Here is a 16,959-nt window from a genome sequence, read left to right as displayed (position 1 = left end):
TTCTTCAAAAATGCTGCGTATAAATACAAAAAAGCTGAACCGAAGTCCAGCTTTTTATTCACTTAAAAATTTAAGCGCCCGTTTGATAACTGGCTTGTGCCACGGCTGTTGATGCTTGATACGGATTTCTAAAATCATTTAAACCCGCAGCAGCTTCAAGAATGTCTTTACCTTCTTTAATAACAAAGGTATCAAAGCCTGAACGTTTCATGTAGTTCAAGACATCTTTAAACACATCACCTGTTGCGCGTAGTTCGCCGTGGAAACCTTGGCGACGTAATAGCGCTGCATATGAATAGCCACGACCATCGTTAAAACCCGCAAAATCAATAAAGATGGCATCTAGCTGATCTAAAGGGAACTCATGCGTTTCAGGAGAGGCATCAACTGTAACAAGGAGTGCTTTTTTACCTGAAACTTGAGCCAATTGATCTAACTGCTCAACCGTTAAAACCACATCACCTTGTGGTAAAACGCCCTCTTCACCAATCACTTGGTAAGTGTTGTTTGCAATCGAGCCATCTTTAGAGAGGACTTGTAGTGCTGTATTAAGCATATGCACGCTCCTTAAAGGGTTGAATGCCCACACGGCGATAAGTGTCGATGAATTCTTCACCCTCATTTCGAAGGTCAAGATAGGTATTTAAAATTTCTTCAACGATGTCTGGCACCACTTCAGCTGCAAATGATGGACCTAAAATGTCGCCAATTGAAGCATCATGATCTGCATTACCACCCAAAGTGATTTGGTAGAATTCAGCGCCTTTTTTGTCTACACCTAAAATACCAATGTTGCCCACATGGTGGTGACCACATGCATTCATACACCCTGAAATATTCAGATCCAGTTTGCCAAGGTTATAAATAGTATCTAAGTCATCAAAACGACGTGAAATCGCTTCTGAAATAGGAATCGATTTCGCGTTTGCCAATGAACAGAAGTCTCCGCCTGGGCAGCAAATAATGTCAGTTAAGAAACCAATGTGTGCACGTGCTAGATTATTTTTCTCAAGAATAGCCCACAGTTCAAATAAATCTTTCTGCGGAACATCCACCAAAGAAATATTTTGCTCATGCGTGGTCCGCAGTTCACCAAAGGTGTATTTGTCTGCAAGGTCTGCAATCAAATTCATCTCTTCCGTGGTGACGTCACCCGGTGCAATACCCGTACGCTTCAACGAAATCGTTACAATACGATAGCCCTTCACTTTGTGAGCATTGGTATTGATATTGAACCACTGTTTAAATTTCGGATGTGCCGCAAACTGTTCGGAAAAATCTTCATCTGCATAATCTTGATAATCAAACGGTATAAATTCTTCGTCTAATTTCTGCAAAATTTCAGGCTGAATTTGTAAAGTCTTAATGGTGTGCGCAAACTCAGCTTCGACTTTTTCAGCAAAGACTTGAGGAGTTAACGCTTTCACCAAAATCTTAATACGTGCTTTGTATTTGTTATCACGACGACCGTGTAAGTTATAAACACGCAGCACTGCTTCTAAATAAGCAATCAGGTCTTCACGTGGCAAGAAGTCACGAATGAAACTACCAATCACAGGGGTACGACCTAAGCCACCACCGACTTTAATTTTATAGCCGATCTCACCTGATGCATTTTTAACGATATACACCCCAATATCATGGAATGAGGTCGCTGCACGATCGGTTTCTTCAAGTGCTGATACAGCAATCTTGAACTTACGTGGCAAGAAAGCAAACTCTGGGTGGAAGGTTGACCATTGACGGATCAATTCACACGTTGGACGTGGGTCAGCCACTTCACCTGCAACCACACCAGCATATTGGTCTGTGGTGGTGTTACGAATACAGTTACCCGAAGTTTGGATTGCATGCATTTGTACAGAAGCTAGCTCTTGAAGCATGTCTGGAACATTTTCTAGCGCAGGCCAGTTAAACTGAATATTCTGACGCGTTGAAACGTGTGCATAACCACGGTCAAACTCAGTTGCAAGTTCCGCAACTTTGCGCAATTGCGTTGAGTTCATTAAGCCATAAGGCACAGCAATACGTAACATTGGCGCATAGCGTTGTACATAGAGACCGTTTTGAAGACGTAATGGGCGGTACTCATCTTCAGTGAGTTTTCCAGCTAAATAACGTTCCGTTTGGTCACGGAACTGTGCAACACGTTCATTGATCAGTTGCTGATCGAAATCAGTATATAAATACATGGCGTACAGCTAGTAGTTTCATTATAACGGCTGACAGCATAACGAGATTTAAACTATCAACAAAATGCGTTTTTTACATATTTCATAGCTGTTTTATTGATAAGGATAAGTAGATGTACTGTTTGTCCCTAATCCTAAAGGTTTTTTCTAATTAAAGTATTTTTTATTAGATACTTATACATTATTCAGCTAACTCCGTTCAGCCTATCACATACACACTAACCAATGCATTGCTACCGCATAAATTTTAAACTCTGCTTACCTGGGCAGATCTCAATTTTTCTATTTCTTCCTCGTTCTCACTTTGCCCTTTTAAACCAACTTCACATAAAAATAGCCTGACGAATCAGGCTATTTGAAAGTTTAAATGACTACAGAAGATTATTTTGCATCGGGTAAGGCATACGCCACCAAAGCATCTCCCATCTTGGTGCCAAATGAACCATGACCACCCGCCATAATGACCACATACTGTTTGCCATTGGCTTCATAGGTCATTGGTGTTGCTTGACCGCCCGCTGGTAGACGACCTTTCCAAAGTTCATCACCATTGGTCACGTTGATGGCACGGATATAATTATCCTGCGTACCACCGACAAACATCACATTACCCGCAGTTGAGATTGAACCACCAAGCATAGGAACCCCCATTTTAAATGGTGGTAATTGAATTCCCGGTAAGCTATCACGGATCGTACCAATACGACGTTTCCATGCAATTTCGTGAGTATTTAAATCTACACCCGCCACAAAGCCCCAAGCTGGCTGTTTACATGGCAAACCAAATGGAGACAAGAACGCACTGATTTCAACACCGTAAGGCACACCATACATCGGTTGTACACCCGCTTCGGTGCCTGCACCTTTGGCTGTTTTCGGACGGTTTGGATCGGCTGGAATAAGCTTAGACACAAACGGTAAACCGATTGGGTTCATCACCGCAATTTGACGATCAGGGTTAACGGACATACCGCCCCATTCAAATACACCCAAGTTGCCTGGGAAAACCAAAGTTCCATTTTCTGAAGGTGGGGTATAAATACCGTCATAATTCAGTTTGTGGAAAGATACACGGCACATCAACTGGTCAAACATGGTTGCGCCCCACATTTGCTTATCTGTCAATTTCTCTTTTGGCGCAAGGTCAAAGTCTGAGAAAGGTTGTGTCGCAGAGTAACGCTCACCTTTGGTTTGCGGCCCACGTTTCACTGTTTGTGGTACAGGTTTTTCCGTAATTGGAACAATGGCTGCACCAGTACGACGGTCTAGAACAAAGGCATTACCAGTTTTCGTTAACACGTAAATGGCAGGAACCATTTTACCCGACTTGTCTTTAATGTCCGTCAATGTCGGTTGTGATGGTACATCCATATCCCACAAATCATGATGCGTGGTTTGGAAGTTCCACACCAACTTACCTGTTGAGGCATTCAGTGCCAGCATTGAGTTGGCATAACGCTCATGCAACTCAGTACGGTTACCGCCCCAAATATCTGGCGTACCCACACCCGTTGGAATGTAAACCATATCCAAGGCTGCATCATAGGCTAATGGTGCCCATGCATTCGGTGAGTTTTGAACATACTTTTGACCCGGAGCTGGAATCGCGTTTGGATCTTCTGCACCTGTGTCAAACACCCACAACAATGCACCCGTATTCACATCATAACCACGGATCACACCTGAAGGTTCTTCAGTTGAATAGTTATCTGTGGTTGAACCTGCAATAATAATAGTCGTGCCTGTGACCACAGGTGGCGACGTTGGGATATAACCGCCCGGATAAGGGAACGGCATATCTTTTTGTAAGTCAACTTCACCATTTTTACCAAAGTCCGTACAACGCTCACCAGTGTCAGCATTGATGGCAACCAAACGGCCATCATTGACAGGTAAAATCACTTTTTTTGGACATTCAGTCGATGTTGATTTTTTTGAAGCCAAACTGGTTTCAAAACCAGCCATATTGTTCGCATCATAATAAGACACGCCACGACAGGTTAAATGCTGAAAAGTATTGTCCGCTTTAAGTTTCGGATCAAAAGTCCATTTCGCCTTACCCGTAGCTGGGTCAAGTGCAACCAATTTTTGGTGCGTGGTACAGATATACATATTGTCCCCAACTTTAATTGGGGTGACCTGATTGGTGGTTTCACCAGAGTCATTTTCTGTTTTAAAGTCGCCTGTGTTATAGGTCCAAGCGACTTTTAAATCTTTAACATTCTCAGAATTAATTTGCGTTAAAGGAGAATAGCGCAAGCCGGATTGAGTACGGCCATAAGCAGGCCAGTCGCCATCAGCAACACCCGGAATGGACTGCGCGGTTGCAGGCTGCTTGCTGCTCAGCTCACCTCGAATTTCTTGAGGGTCATTAAACACAGCAAAAATCATCACGGCAATAGTCACCGCCAATGAACCTGTTAAAACCAGTTTTGCACTTTTTACGTTGTCAAAACCACGCGTTACCGCTGGAATGAGTAGCCATAAGCCAAATAAACCAAGGATATCTAAACGTGGCGCCAAGGCAAAGAAGTCTGAACCCACTTCCCATAAGCCCCAAACCACTGTACCCAAGACCAACAACGCATAAACGATTAATGCCGTACTTTTTAATTTTTGCAGTAGAACTGCAGTCGCGATGAAGAGTAAACCTGCAATGATGTAGTACCAAGACCCACCAAGCACTGCAAGATAAATCCCTCCTATCAGCAGGACTAAACCAAAGATTACAGCAATCACAGCTGTAAAAGTTTTAAGTCCTGAACCTGAAGACGGAGTACTCATATTGACCACCTTTTTCTTAGATTCTGTTAAAAGCTCATATCGTTTTAATATCGATATGAGCACCTAGACAGTTTTTAGATTTTAAGTATCTGTCCAAACGACTTATTTCGAACAGTTTTATGCTTTAAACAACCGTAAAAAGTATTTATCAACCTTGTTGGACAAATACTTATCGATCTAGAAACTAAAATGCGGTCTGGAATTTAATTCCGCCGACCCATGCATTTTCACCATTTTTATATGCGCCTATATGGCGGATATATTGGATATTGGGACGAATGGTTAACCAGTTGGCTGCATGAATACCGTAGTAAATCTCGGCATCATATTCTTCACTTTGTAAGCCACGGGCATCGACGCTGTTATTGGCAATATTCGCGTCATTGACATCATCATTGATATTAATACGGGCTAGGCCAATCGCGATTTCATCTTGAGGGCGAGCATCAAAAGCGCCCTTATAGACCAGACCAATGTTCTGCATGTCGCGAACCGTATTGGTATCTGAATCATGTAGTGTGAAATTCACAAAACCTGTTAAACCACGTGCAGCATCACCGTGATGTGCTGTGAGTTGTTGCTTGGCAACGACCCAGCCGCCTTGTTTATGTGAGGTTTGCTGTGGGTTTTGAATGTCTGTGACATCTGCCGAACTGTAGTAATAACCCGCGCGATATTCACCGGGTAATTTTTCAGCCCCTAACTGAGGAGACCACACCACTTCAGCAGGAATAATGGCCCCCTGCGAACCGTCTGTACTTAAGTTCCAGCCTTTGCCACGTTCTAAGTTTTCAGGGTTATATTCATACACCCCGACTTGTGCATACAGGTCTGGCCGAAGGTTATATTTGACTCGCGCAGCCCATTGGCTGACAGGCCAGTTGTACCACTGGTCACCGACCCAGTTACCAACTTGAGAGCCACAGAGCGCAAGGTTTTGGAAATCACAGTCGAAACTGTTGAAGTCTTCGCCTTCACCAAAGCGACCGACTTTGATGTCTAACTTTTGATCCATGAACTTTTTCTTAATCCACAAATCGGTTAAACGCCACGTCTGTCCACGTCCCCACACTTCTTGAGTGGAACTTAAATGTCCCTCTAAAGCATCGGATGTTTGAGAAAGTGAACGCCCATTGCGTTCGGTAATGGTGATTTGAGCCTCAGTATCCTGCCAGCCCAAAATCTTGTCTAAATCGAAGTGCGTACCGAATGCAAACTGGTCTGCATATTCGGTACCATGACTTGAAGAATGTGAGGCATCGAGCAACGTTGCCATTTCACCCGTATAGCCAAAGCTAAAGTCGTAGCCTTTTTGCTGCAATACGCTGCGCTGACCATTCCAGTCACCCAGCATCCAAGGGCTTTCTGCCTCAAAGGCATTTGCAGCATACACACTTTGAAAGCAGCAACTGAGCGCTAAGAGACTGAGGTTAAAACACCAACTTCTTTTACATTTATTCATAATTGGTGACCTTTCTTACAAAATTACAACTAATCGATATGATACGCTTTATTTGTATAAAAACCCATTTTATGACGTTTTGTTGTTTTAAATCTATCCAAATTATCGTTATATGATATTTATAAAGAATCAAAACCAAGTGGTTTGCCTATAAATTCATATCTTATTTTTGAACGTGAAAACTTAATTGGACAAGCTAATTGTTGTTCGCTTTTTGTACTCCCCTCTTGTAAAGGTACAGAAACCACCCATGCACGATCTTTTGCCAACTGCGAATTGAGTGCTTCATCCAACTTTAATACAGGCTCAACGCAGACATCTTGCTGCTGAAAGATTGCGTTCCACGTGGCAAAATCTTGGGTTTTAATTTTGTCTTTTATTGCTTGTTTCACCACCTGACGGTCTTCGGTTGTCAATGAGGCTCCTTTTTCAGCCACAATCGGCAACTCTAAAATCTGGGCCAACCCATATAAAAACTGTGGCTCCAAACTCCCAATCGATAAATAACGTCCATCTTGGGTTTCATAATAGTCATAAAAAGTCGCACCATTGAGATAGCTTTGCTCAGGCCCTTGTTTTTCCTGTCCTGCTAAGCTCGCAGCTGCGGCCATGCTACTGAGCCCCACCACACAGTCGGTCATAGAAATATCAATATACTGCCCCAAACCACTCCGCTGTCTTTCAATTACTGCGGCTAAAATTCCAACCACACTATGCAAAGAGCCGCCTGCAATATCCGCAATTTGAATCCCCATTGGGGGGGGGCCACTGTGCTGTCGGCCGCTATGTCCTGCAATCCCTGACAAAGCCACATAGTTGATATCGTGTCCTGCTTTATTTTGATACCCTCCTGTTTGCCCATAACCTGTAATGGAACAATAGATCAAGCGCGGATTAATTTCAGATAAGGTCTGATAGTCGAGTCCCAATCTTTGCATCACGCCTGGACGGAATTGTTCAATCACAATGTCATAGTCTGAAATTTTCGATTTGATCAGTTCAATATTGGCAGGATCTTTCAAATCCAGAGCGACAGCATGCTTATTTCGGTTGAGATAACTATGTGCTGTGGCCTGTCCATTGGCATAAGGTGGCATTAAACGGATCAGATCGGGGCGGGTCGGAGACTCGATGTGGATCACTTCTGCACCTAGGTCTGCTAAGTACATTGTTGCAAAAGGTCCGGGCAAAAGTGTAGAAAAATCGAGAACTTTCAATCCTTTCAATGCCATATCCATGTTTATTTTCTCTTTTTATGTTGATTTTTTAGCTATTTTAGAAATATAAAAGCAACAAAACAATGTCATGTTCAGCCATTTACCTTGATCATTTCGGCAATTTAACATGTAAAAAGGCAAAAAACTTTAGTGTAAATTGCCTAAAATACTTTTTTTAGCGTCATTTAGGTCAAACGCAAGTGAATATAAAAGAGACTGAAGGATTAAATATGAGCCGCGATACCATTAGTATCCATTTCGTCAATGCGGCTTTAACTGGCGTAAAACGTCTCGGCATGGATGTCGAAACATTACTTTCTCACGTAGGGATTGAGGCAGAACTGCTGCGTCAGCCTAAAGCCCGTATTTCTCCAGAACAATATACTCGCTTCGTTAAAATGTTATGGATGGTGACCCAAGACGAACATGTTGGCTTCGATAAGCAACCACGTCGTTTAGGTACGTTTGCCATCATGTGTCAGCTGATTATTCATGCCAAAACCTTAGGTGATGCTTTAGAACTGTCTTCACAGTTTTATAAATTGTTTGGTGATGAGTGGTCGGTGACATTAGAGCGCGACAAGCATGAAGCTCGTCTTGTTCCTCAGATTCCGAAATCGATGGACCCAGATCACTTCATTACCGAAAGTATGCTAATGATTTGGCATGGTCTCGCGTCGTGGTTGATTGAACGTCGTTTACCACTGGAACGTGTACACTTTGGTTATGAACGTCCGACTCATGCAGATGAGTACGATGCCCTATTCTTCGCACCTGTGATGCAGTTCGACATGCCGCGTACCGAAATCACTTTTGCGGCAGATTATTTGGACTTACCAATTCGTCAGAATGAAGAAACGTTAGAAGAGTTCTTAAAAGCCGCTCCTGCACAGTTGCTGGTGAAATTTAAAAACACCAACTCACTCACTTCACGTATTCGTGATGTATTGAAGAGTCAAATTGGTGAGGAAATGCCAACTCTGAATGATGTGGCTTCTATGCTGTATTTATCTCCACAAACGTTGCGTCGCCGCTTAGCTGCTGAAGGTAAAAGTTACCAAGGCGTGAAAGATGCATTACGTCGTGATGCTGCAATCCACCTACTGTTAAATCCGGGTTTGACTTTAGAAGATGTAGCACAGCAAGTAGGCTTTAGTGAAACCAGTACCTTCCACCGTGCCTTTAAAAAATGGACTGGGGTCACCCCCGGTTTATATCGCCAACTACACGGTTATCACTAATTTTCTAGTTTAACGACGGTTCGGCACATTGCTAAACCCAAGATTTCGATCTTGGGTTTTTTTATGCCCAAATCTTCAGTTTATTGGCAAAAAGATTCATCTGACCTGACCCGTTCTAGTCATTGCATCACGGCCATTAATTTGTACACTCAAATGCATAACAACTTAAAAGTCATAAAAAGGAACAGCTATGAGCGAGGCTTATATCATTGACGCCATTCGCACACCACGCGGAAAAGGAAAGAAAGATGGTTCACTGCATGAAGTGAAACCGATTACTTTACTTACAACATTATTGAATGAACTCAAAGATCGCCATCACTTAGATACCTCGAAAGTGGATGATATTGTCTTGGGTTGTGTCACGCCTATTGCAGACCAAGGTGGTGATATTGCTAAAACTGCGGCAATTGCTGCGGGTTGGGACAATGATGTTGCAGGTGTGCAAATTAACCGTTTTTGTGCATCAGGTTTAGAAGCTGTCAATATGGCTGCGCAAAAAGTACGTTCAGGTTGGGAAGATGTGGTTGTAGCAGGTGGTGTTGAGTCGATGTCACGTATTGCAATGGGTTCAGATGGTGGGCCATGGGCATTAGACCCTGAAACAAATTTAAAATCACACTTTGTTCCGCAAGGGATTGGTGCAGATTTAATTGCAACATTGGATGGTTATACACGTTCAGATGTCGATGCATTTGCTGCAAATTCGCAACGCAAAGCAGCAGCTGCGCAAGCTACGGGTTATTTCATTCAATCAGTGGTTGCTATTAAAGACAAAGCAGGCGTGACCATTTTAGATCAAGATGAATTTATCAAACCGTCAACAACAGCAGAAGGTTTAGCAAAACTCAATCCAAGTTTTGAAATGATGGGTGCAATGGGTTTTGATGCGATTGCATTACAACAATATCCAGAAGCGCAAAAAATTAACCATGTGCATCATGCAGGAAACTCATCGGGTATTGTCGATGGTGCAGCACTTGTATTACTTGCTTCCGAGAAAGCAGTCAAAGAACAAGGTTTAAAACCACGTGCCAAAGTATTGGCGACTGCATTGGTGGGTTCAGATCCAACCATTATGCTGACAGGGCCTGCGCCTGCTGCGCGTAAAGCATTGGCAAAAGCTGGTTTAACGATTGATGATATTGATCTATTTGAAGTCAATGAAGCATTTGCATCAGTAGTGATGCGTTTTATGACGGAGTTAAAAGTTCCTGCTGAGAAAGTTAATGTGAATGGTGGTGCAATTGCGATGGGACATCCACTGGGTGCGACAGGTGCGATGATTCTTGGAACTTTACTGGATGAGTTAGAGCGTCAAGGTAAAAAGCGTGGCTTGGCAACATTATGTGTAGGTGGTGGCATGGGTATTGCGACCATTATTGAGTTGGTATAAGGAGAATAATAATGAGCGCAATTCAATATTTAAAAAATGACGATGGCATTATTATTCTGACTTTAGATTCTCCGAATCAATCAGCAAATACTATGAATGCAGATTTTCGTGTAGCTTTGGAAAATATTGTTTCTAAACTGAAATCTGAAACTTCTATTACAGGTATTATTTTTCGTTCAGCGAAAAAAACTTTCTTTGCAGGCGGCGATTTGGATGAGTTGATTCAAGCTCGTTTGGAAGATGCCACTCCATTTTTTGAAATGATTCAGAAAATGAAAGCAGAGTTTCGCTATATCGAAACTCTAGGTGTTCCTGTCGTTGCAGCATTGAATGGTACAGCTTTAGGTGGTGGTTGGGAAATCGCTTTAGGGTGTCATGCACGTATTGCATTGAATGATCCTAAAACGAAGTTTGGTTTGCCTGAAGTGACTTTAGGTCTACTGCCAGGTGGTGGTGGTATCGTGCGTATGGTACGCCTTTTAGGTCTACAAAATGCTTTTCCATTCTTAATGGAAGGTAAGCAGTTTGGTGTGGATAAAGCAAAATCTCTCGGTTTAATTCAAGACATTGCAGAAACACCTGAAGAGTTGATGGATAAAGCCATCGCTTGGGTAAAAGAACATCCAAAATCACAACAACCGTTTGATGTAAAAGGTTATAAAATTCCGGGTGGTGATCCAAAAACACCTGCGGTTGCGCAAATGCTGGCGATTGCTCCAGCGATGCTACGTGATAAAACCAAAGGTTGCTATCCTGCACCTGAAGCAATCATGGCGGCTGCGGTTGAAGGTGCGCAAGTCGATGTAGATACAGCGCTGACTATTGAATCACGTTACTTTACTTATCTTGCCACAGGTCAAGTTTCAAAAAACATGATCGGTACTTTTTGGCATGGAATGAATGCAATTAAGGCAGGTGCGAGTCGTCCTAAAGACGTTGCAAAATGGCAAGCAAGCAAAGTTGGTGTACTTGGTGCAGGTATGATGGGGGCAGGTATTGCTTACTCTACAGCAATCAAAGGGGTTCCCGTTGTACTGAAAGATGTTTCTGCAGAAAATGCAGAAAAAGGTAAAGCCTATAGCCAAAAATTACTGGATAAAAAGGTCTCCCAAGGTCGTATGACGGCTGAAAAACGTGATCAGGTTTTAAGTTTAATTACAGCTACAGCATCTGCGGAAGATTTAAAAGGCTGTGATTTAATTATCGAAGCTGTATTTGAAAATCAAGAACTCAAAGCGAAAGTCACTCAAGAAGCCGAAGCATTCCTTGTAGAAGGTGGTGTGATGGCTTCAAATACTTCGACATTACCAATTACTGGTTTGGCAAATGCATCGAAAGATCAAGCAAACTTCATTGGTCTGCATTTCTTTAGCCCAGTCGATAAAATGCAATTGGTTGAAATCATTAAAGGTAAAAATACCTCTGCTGAAACTTTGGCAAAAGCATATGATTATGTACAGCAAATTGGCAAAATTCCGATTGTTGTGAATGATAGCCGTGGCTTCTTCACCAGTCGTGTATTTGGTACTTTTGTTCAAGAAGGTTTACGTTTACTGCATGAAGGTGTACATCCAGCTCGTATTGAAATGGCAGCACTCAAAGCAGGTATGCCAGTTGGCCCATTAGCCATTCAAGATGAAGTTGCATTAACACTTTCTGAACATGTTGCCAATGAAACACGTAAGGCGCTTCAGGCTGAAGGTAAAGATTTACCTCGTTCAGGTGCAGATGATGTGATTCAAACCATGATTCATACTTTTGACCGTAAAGGTAAAGCTGCTGGTGCAGGTTTCTATGATTACCCGGAAGGTGGTAAAAAACATCTTTGGGAGGGTTTGAACCATTGGAAGCAAGATGTAGATATTTCTGAACAAGAAATGATAGACCGCTTCCTGTTTGTACAATCACTAGATACTTTACGTTGTTATGAAGAAAATGTTCTTGAGTCTGTAATTGACGCCAATATCGGTTCGATCTTTGGGATTGGTTTTGCGCCGTGGACAGGTGGAGCGATTCAGTTTTTAAATCAATATGGTTTAGACCAAGCTGTACAACGTGCCAATGAACTTGAAGCGAAATACGGTGAGCGTTTTAAGGCACCACAACGTCTGGTTGAATCAGTGCCATCGGGTCAGATTCGCTAAAACTTCAATCTTAAAAAAAGGGATCAGCAGATCCCTTTTTTGCGCTCGCAGCACACAACAAAATTAACCTGCTGATTCAGCATCTAATTTTGACTTATTTTAGTGCATTCTTTTCAAGCCCGACACCGTTTTTTGTGTTATAAAGTTACATAGTTTTAGATTTATTTTTATTCAATTGGGCTGTTGCACATGACTGACAATACTTCTCCTGAAAAATCACCATGGGGTTGGAAAGCACTGATTATTGCTTTCATTTTAAGTGGAATTTTCTTAGGTATCTTCTACCTTGCGATTACCAATGAGCCTGACTATATGCCAAGTCAGCAAACGCAGCAAAACTCTCAGCAACATGCCTTTAAAAATGCGCCTGCAATGTCTGAAGAAGCGATGGCCAAAGCACAAGCGGATAAAGATGCGCGCGAAGCAAGAGCTCAAGCAGCTTCTGAAGATACCACAGAACATGCAACCGCTGATGAGCACGACATGAGTGCCGATGAACATGCGAAAATGTCATCTGAACATGGTCACTAATATGCTGTGACTAATAAAAAAGCCCTGAAAGATCAGGGCTTTTTTATGGATGATAAACGCATATGGATATGCGTAATACCACAATCCAAATACTCCTCACCCTCTTGCATAAAGCCCAAAGCCTGATAAAACGCTTGTGCATGCACTTGAGAGGATAAGACTAAAAATGGATGCTGTTGCTGTTGAGCATATGCAATCACCGCCTGCATCAGAACTTTGCCTACGCCCAAACCACGATGAGACTTCAAAACTGCAACACGACCAATACTATGATTTTGCAAAAGTCGTGCGGTGGCGATGGCTTGATCTTGTTCAAAGACCACAAAATGAACTGCGATTTCATCTTGCTCATCCCATTCATCTTCAGCAGCAATGTTTTGCTCTTGAATAAAGACCTGCTCACGAATCATTTTCGCAGCCTGTTGCAACTCTTCCCATGTTCCATGCGTAATCTTCAAGCTTGGCATTTTCATTTCCCTATAAATCATCTCTGTATTGGTCATTGCGGTCATTGCACTAAAAAGTGATGTTCAGATCAGCATTTACAGCCTACATCTTGCTGATCCCATTGATTATTTAATAGCAATTCCAGTGAGTGTTTTTGAATACCATACATCTCTTTCAAGGCTTGAATTTGTGCCAAGACTGCAACATCGGGCGCTTGATAATCCTTACGCTTGGTTGCCAAAATCATTTTATTCTTGCTGGTATGCTCAAGTGCTACAAACTCAAACACTTTGGTTTCATAGCCATAGGCTTTGAGTAATAAGGCACGAATAGTATCCGTCAGCATTTCAGCTTGCTGTCCTGCATGAATGCCAAACTGCAACATCGGTTGCAACACGAGTGGAGCTTTCAGCTGTGGACGTAATTCTTTATGACAACACGGCGCACACATGATCATTTCAGCATTTAAACGAATGCCGGTATGAATCGCAAAGTCCGTCGCGACATCACATGCATGCAACGCAATCATCACATCGAGGCGTTCAGGTTGGTACGTCCGAACATCACCCTGAAAAAAATCAAGTTGCTGAAAATCCGACTTGTTCGCAACCTCCTGACAAAATTCCACCATTTTGCTGTTTAGCTCAACCCCAGTCACAAAAGGGTTCAAATCTTGCTTCAGCAAATAATCATATAAAGCAAAAGTTAAATAGCCTTTTCCTGAGCCAAAATCGACCACGCGCAGTTGTTCAGGCAGCTGAATATGACTTAGTGCTCCTGAGAAAATTTCGACAAACTTATTAATCTGCTTCCACTTACGCGCCATACTGGGAATGATGTGCGCTTTTGCATCGGTAATACCAAGCGGCTGTAAGAAATAACTGTCTTGATCAACAAAACGCTGTTTGACACGGTCATGACCTTGCTGCTCAACAGCTTTGGTTACCGTTTTATTTTTACTTTGCGTCAGCATGGCTTTCTTCTTATTCTTCTTCAGTTGCCACTCTTGTTCAGTTGTCAGCAAATTGGCTTGTTTACACTGCGCCAAAAGTGCAGTTACCGTATCAAGTGCTGTGTCTAATGAATAATTTTTGGTGACATCTTGGGTTTTATGGCGATATAAACAGCTCAATACAGGCTGCCCTTGCAACATGACGACTCGAAAAGTCATCTTCTCGAGTTGCTCCAGTTCACCCTGATATTGACTCAGAATCATCCGATCAAAACTTTGAGATTCAAGCGCTTGCTGGAAGGCTTGAAGGAATTGCTGCTCTTGTGCAGAGGACGATACCGAAACGGTCATAATAGAAACCAAAAAAAGAATTGCGATTAAATTTTAAAGCGTCTTACGCTAAATGCAAATTTGAATTACGATACAGTTGTATATTTTATAAAAATGCACATGAATTATGAGCGCTCACCCTGTTGTAAACTACGATCCAGTTGAAGAAAGAATCAATTTTATTAGCCATGCTATTGGAGCAGGTCTTGCACTCATAGCGGGTATTTTATTGATTATCAAAGGATCTTACTTAGAAACAGCGCAGTGGATCGGGCTCTGGGTCTATGCTTTGAGCCTATTTTTATTATTTGCCGCATCAAGCTTGTATCATTTTGCGGAATCTCCAGAGCGTCGCGGCTGGTATAAAAAATTAGATCACACTGCCATTTATTATCTGATTGCGGGCACCTACACTCCATTTTTGTCTATTGCACTGCCCACACAAAAAGCCCATTACCTACTCATTGCACTTTGGGTGATTGCACTCATTGGTACACTATTCAAGTTAGTTTTCATCCATCGCTTTGAAAAAATTTCACTGATTGCTTATCTGCTTATGGGTTGGTTGGCTGTACTGGTAATGGATGATATGCAACGCTTTTTATCTAAACCTGCTTTGACTTTTTTAATCATTGGTGGACTTTCCTATACCATCGGTGCATTGTTTTATGCGCTAAAAAAGGTAAGATATACGCACGCTATCTGGCATATTTTTGTATTGATTGGTGCAGGATCACATTTCCTGTCCATCTATCTTTACGTGATATAACCCGCGCACACTACATTTTTTAGCAACCCTAATTCCGTAGTCTGCCCGAGGAACATTCGTATTTTTTTAAAAAATTACGCCTTTTTTAAAAAGATGACGCTTTTAAAACTCAGTTCGACTATTTTTTAAGTGTAAGGTCTACCATGGCGTCATTAAATACTGCTGTTGCTGAACAGCAGCCTGTAAACTCAAAATTCCGCGTACTTACAGCCAGTCTGGTAGGTACAACTATCGAATTCTTCGATTTTTATATTTATGCCACTGCGGCTGTCATTATTTTTCCGTACCTGTTCTTTCCAGCAAGTACGGATCCAATGACTGCAACCATTCAGTCTTTGGCAACCTTCGCCATTGCCTTTATTGCACGCCCGATTGGCGCTGCACTCTTTGGACATTTAGGTGATCGTATCGGCCGAAAGGCGACCTTGGTTGCAGCTTTGCTGACCATGGGACTTTCAACCGTGTGTATCGGCTTATTACCCACCTATGCACAAATTGGAATTGCCGCACCATTACTGCTTGCGCTGTGTCGTTTAGGTCAAGGACTCGGCTTAGGTGGTGAATGGTCGGGTGCTGTATTGCTTGCCACAGAAAATGCACCTGAAGGTAAGCGTGCTTGGTATGGCATGTTTCCCCAACTGGGCGCGCCGATTGGCTTTATCTTAGCAACGGGTTCATTCTTAACGCTGGGTCATTTTATGACTGAAGAAGCGTTCATGACTTGGGGCTGGCGTATTCCCTTTATCTCAAGTGCTTTACTGGTGATTGTAGGTCTGTGGATTCGTTTACAACTCCATGAAACCCCCGCGTTCCAGAAAGTTTTAGACAAGCAAAAAGAAGTTAACATTCCGTTTAAAGAAGTGATGACCAAGCACTGGGGCATGTTGATTTTAGGTACCATTGCAGCCATCTGCACCTTTGTGGTCTTCTACCTCACGACGGTATTTGCTTTACAATGGGGTACCAAACAGCTGGGTTACACCCGCGAACAGTTCTTACAACTTCAACTGGTCGCAACCCTGTGCTTTGCTGCATTCATCCCCTTGTCTGCAGTTTTTGCGGAAAAATTTGGTCGTAAAACCACGTCTATTGCAGTCTGTATTGCTGCGGCGTTATTTGGTTTAGTATTCTCAAGCATGTTGGAATCAGGCAGTACCCTTATTGTGTTCTTGTTCCTGTGTATTGGTTTATCCATCATGGGTTTAACCTATGGACCAATTGGTACTGTGCTCTCTGAGATTTTTCCAATATCCGTTCGTTATACAGGTTCAGCGCTGACTTTTAACCTTGCGGGGATCTTTGGGGCATCATTTGCACCTCTCATTGCCACCAAGCTTGCAACCACCTATGGTTTACATGCAGTGGGTTATTACCTCACGGCGGCATCACTACTGTCTTTATGTGCGTTCTTAATGATCCGTGAAACCAAAAATGATGATGTAAATAATCAAATTTAAACCTGAATTTGATGTCTAAAAACCAGCACAGTGATGC

Annotated in this window: 13 protein-coding genes; 6 read left to right on the top strand and 7 right to left on the bottom strand. The window is 42.4% G+C overall.

What is annotated here, in order from left to right; translation table 11 throughout:
• Nucleotides 1–70 precede the first annotated feature (70 nt).
• The 5 genes from GVX98_RS03040 to GVX98_RS03020 form a co-directional block, all read right to left on the bottom strand.
• Nucleotides 71–556, bottom strand: a complete 486-nt coding sequence (locus GVX98_RS03040; RefSeq protein ID WP_159127224.1) for a DUF934 domain-containing protein — start codon at nt 554–556, stop codon at nt 71–73.
• On the bottom strand, nt 549–2,192 hold the full coding sequence (locus tag GVX98_RS03035) for a nitrite/sulfite reductase (RefSeq protein WP_159127223.1): 1,644 nt from the start codon (nt 2,190–2,192) through the stop codon (nt 549–551). Before GVX98_RS03035 ends, GVX98_RS03040 begins: the two co-directional genes overlap by 8 nt.
• A gap of 381 nt (nt 2,193–2,573) precedes the next feature.
• On the bottom strand, nt 2,574–4,976 hold the full coding sequence (locus GVX98_RS03030) for a glucose/quinate/shikimate family membrane-bound PQQ-dependent dehydrogenase (protein ID WP_159127222.1): 2,403 nt from the start codon (nt 4,974–4,976) through the stop codon (nt 2,574–2,576).
• A 184-nt stretch (nt 4,977–5,160) separates the two neighbouring features.
• Nucleotides 5,161–6,438: a carbohydrate porin gene (locus GVX98_RS03025; RefSeq protein ID WP_159127221.1), complete on the bottom strand. Its 1,278-nt coding sequence runs from the start codon at nt 6,436–6,438 to the stop codon at nt 5,161–5,163.
• Nucleotides 6,439–6,557: 119 nt separating this feature from the next.
• Complete coding sequence (locus tag GVX98_RS03020; RefSeq protein WP_004983135.1) at nt 6,558–7,676, bottom strand: CaiB/BaiF CoA-transferase family protein; 1,119 nt, start codon at nt 7,674–7,676, stop codon at nt 6,558–6,560.
• 209 nt (nt 7,677–7,885) lie between these two features.
• On the opposite strand from GVX98_RS03020, the gene GVX98_RS03015 reads away from it, so the two are divergent.
• The 4 genes from GVX98_RS03015 (at nt 7,886) to GVX98_RS03000 (ending at nt 12,967) form a co-directional block, all read left to right on the top strand.
• Complete coding sequence (locus GVX98_RS03015) at nt 7,886–8,896, top strand: AraC family transcriptional regulator (RefSeq protein WP_004695134.1); 1,011 nt, start codon at nt 7,886–7,888, stop codon at nt 8,894–8,896.
• Nucleotides 8,897–9,086: 190 nt separating this feature from the next.
• Nucleotides 9,087–10,292 (top strand): acetyl-CoA C-acetyltransferase, encoded by a 1,206-nt coding sequence (locus GVX98_RS03010; protein WP_004983139.1) that lies wholly within the window; start codon nt 9,087–9,089, stop codon nt 10,290–10,292.
• An 11-nt stretch (nt 10,293–10,303) separates the two neighbouring features.
• The gene (locus GVX98_RS03005) at nt 10,304–12,436 is read left to right on the top strand and encodes a 3-hydroxyacyl-CoA dehydrogenase NAD-binding domain-containing protein (RefSeq protein ID WP_159127220.1); all 2,133 of its coding nucleotides are present in this window, start codon (nt 10,304–10,306) and stop codon (nt 12,434–12,436) included.
• 189 nt (nt 12,437–12,625) lie between these two features.
• The gene (locus GVX98_RS03000; protein ID WP_094148221.1) at nt 12,626–12,967 is read left to right on the top strand and encodes a hypothetical protein; all 342 of its coding nucleotides are present in this window, start codon (nt 12,626–12,628) and stop codon (nt 12,965–12,967) included.
• Nucleotides 12,968–12,999: 32 nt separating this feature from the next.
• On the opposite strand, the gene GVX98_RS02995 is transcribed toward GVX98_RS03000, so the two are convergent.
• Nucleotides 13,000–13,434: a GNAT family N-acetyltransferase gene (locus tag GVX98_RS02995; RefSeq protein ID WP_159127219.1), complete on the bottom strand. Its 435-nt coding sequence runs from the start codon at nt 13,432–13,434 to the stop codon at nt 13,000–13,002.
• A gap of 68 nt (nt 13,435–13,502) precedes the next feature.
• The gene (locus tag GVX98_RS02990) at nt 13,503–14,717 is read right to left on the bottom strand and encodes an SAM-dependent methyltransferase (RefSeq protein ID WP_159127218.1); all 1,215 of its coding nucleotides are present in this window, start codon (nt 14,715–14,717) and stop codon (nt 13,503–13,505) included.
• Between the two features lie 106 nt (nt 14,718–14,823).
• Here GVX98_RS02990 and GVX98_RS02985 point away from each other — a divergent pair, with 106 nt between their 5' ends.
• Nucleotides 14,824–15,465 carry a hemolysin III family protein gene (locus GVX98_RS02985; protein WP_087012470.1) on the top strand — a complete coding sequence of 214 codons (642 nt, stop codon included), beginning with the start codon at nt 14,824–14,826 and terminating at the stop codon, nt 15,463–15,465.
• Between the two features lie 143 nt (nt 15,466–15,608).
• Complete coding sequence (locus GVX98_RS02980) at nt 15,609–16,922, top strand: MFS transporter (protein ID WP_078426767.1); 1,314 nt, start codon at nt 15,609–15,611, stop codon at nt 16,920–16,922.
• Nucleotides 16,923–16,959 lie beyond the last annotated feature (37 nt).

Origin of the sequence: Acinetobacter sp. 8I-beige, from assembly GCF_902505955.1 — a bacterium.
GTDB lineage: Bacteria > Pseudomonadota > Gammaproteobacteria > Pseudomonadales > Moraxellaceae > Acinetobacter > Acinetobacter johnsonii.
The sequence above is the reverse complement of the archived record's forward strand: the minus strand, read 5'-3'. Positions and strand labels throughout refer to the sequence as shown.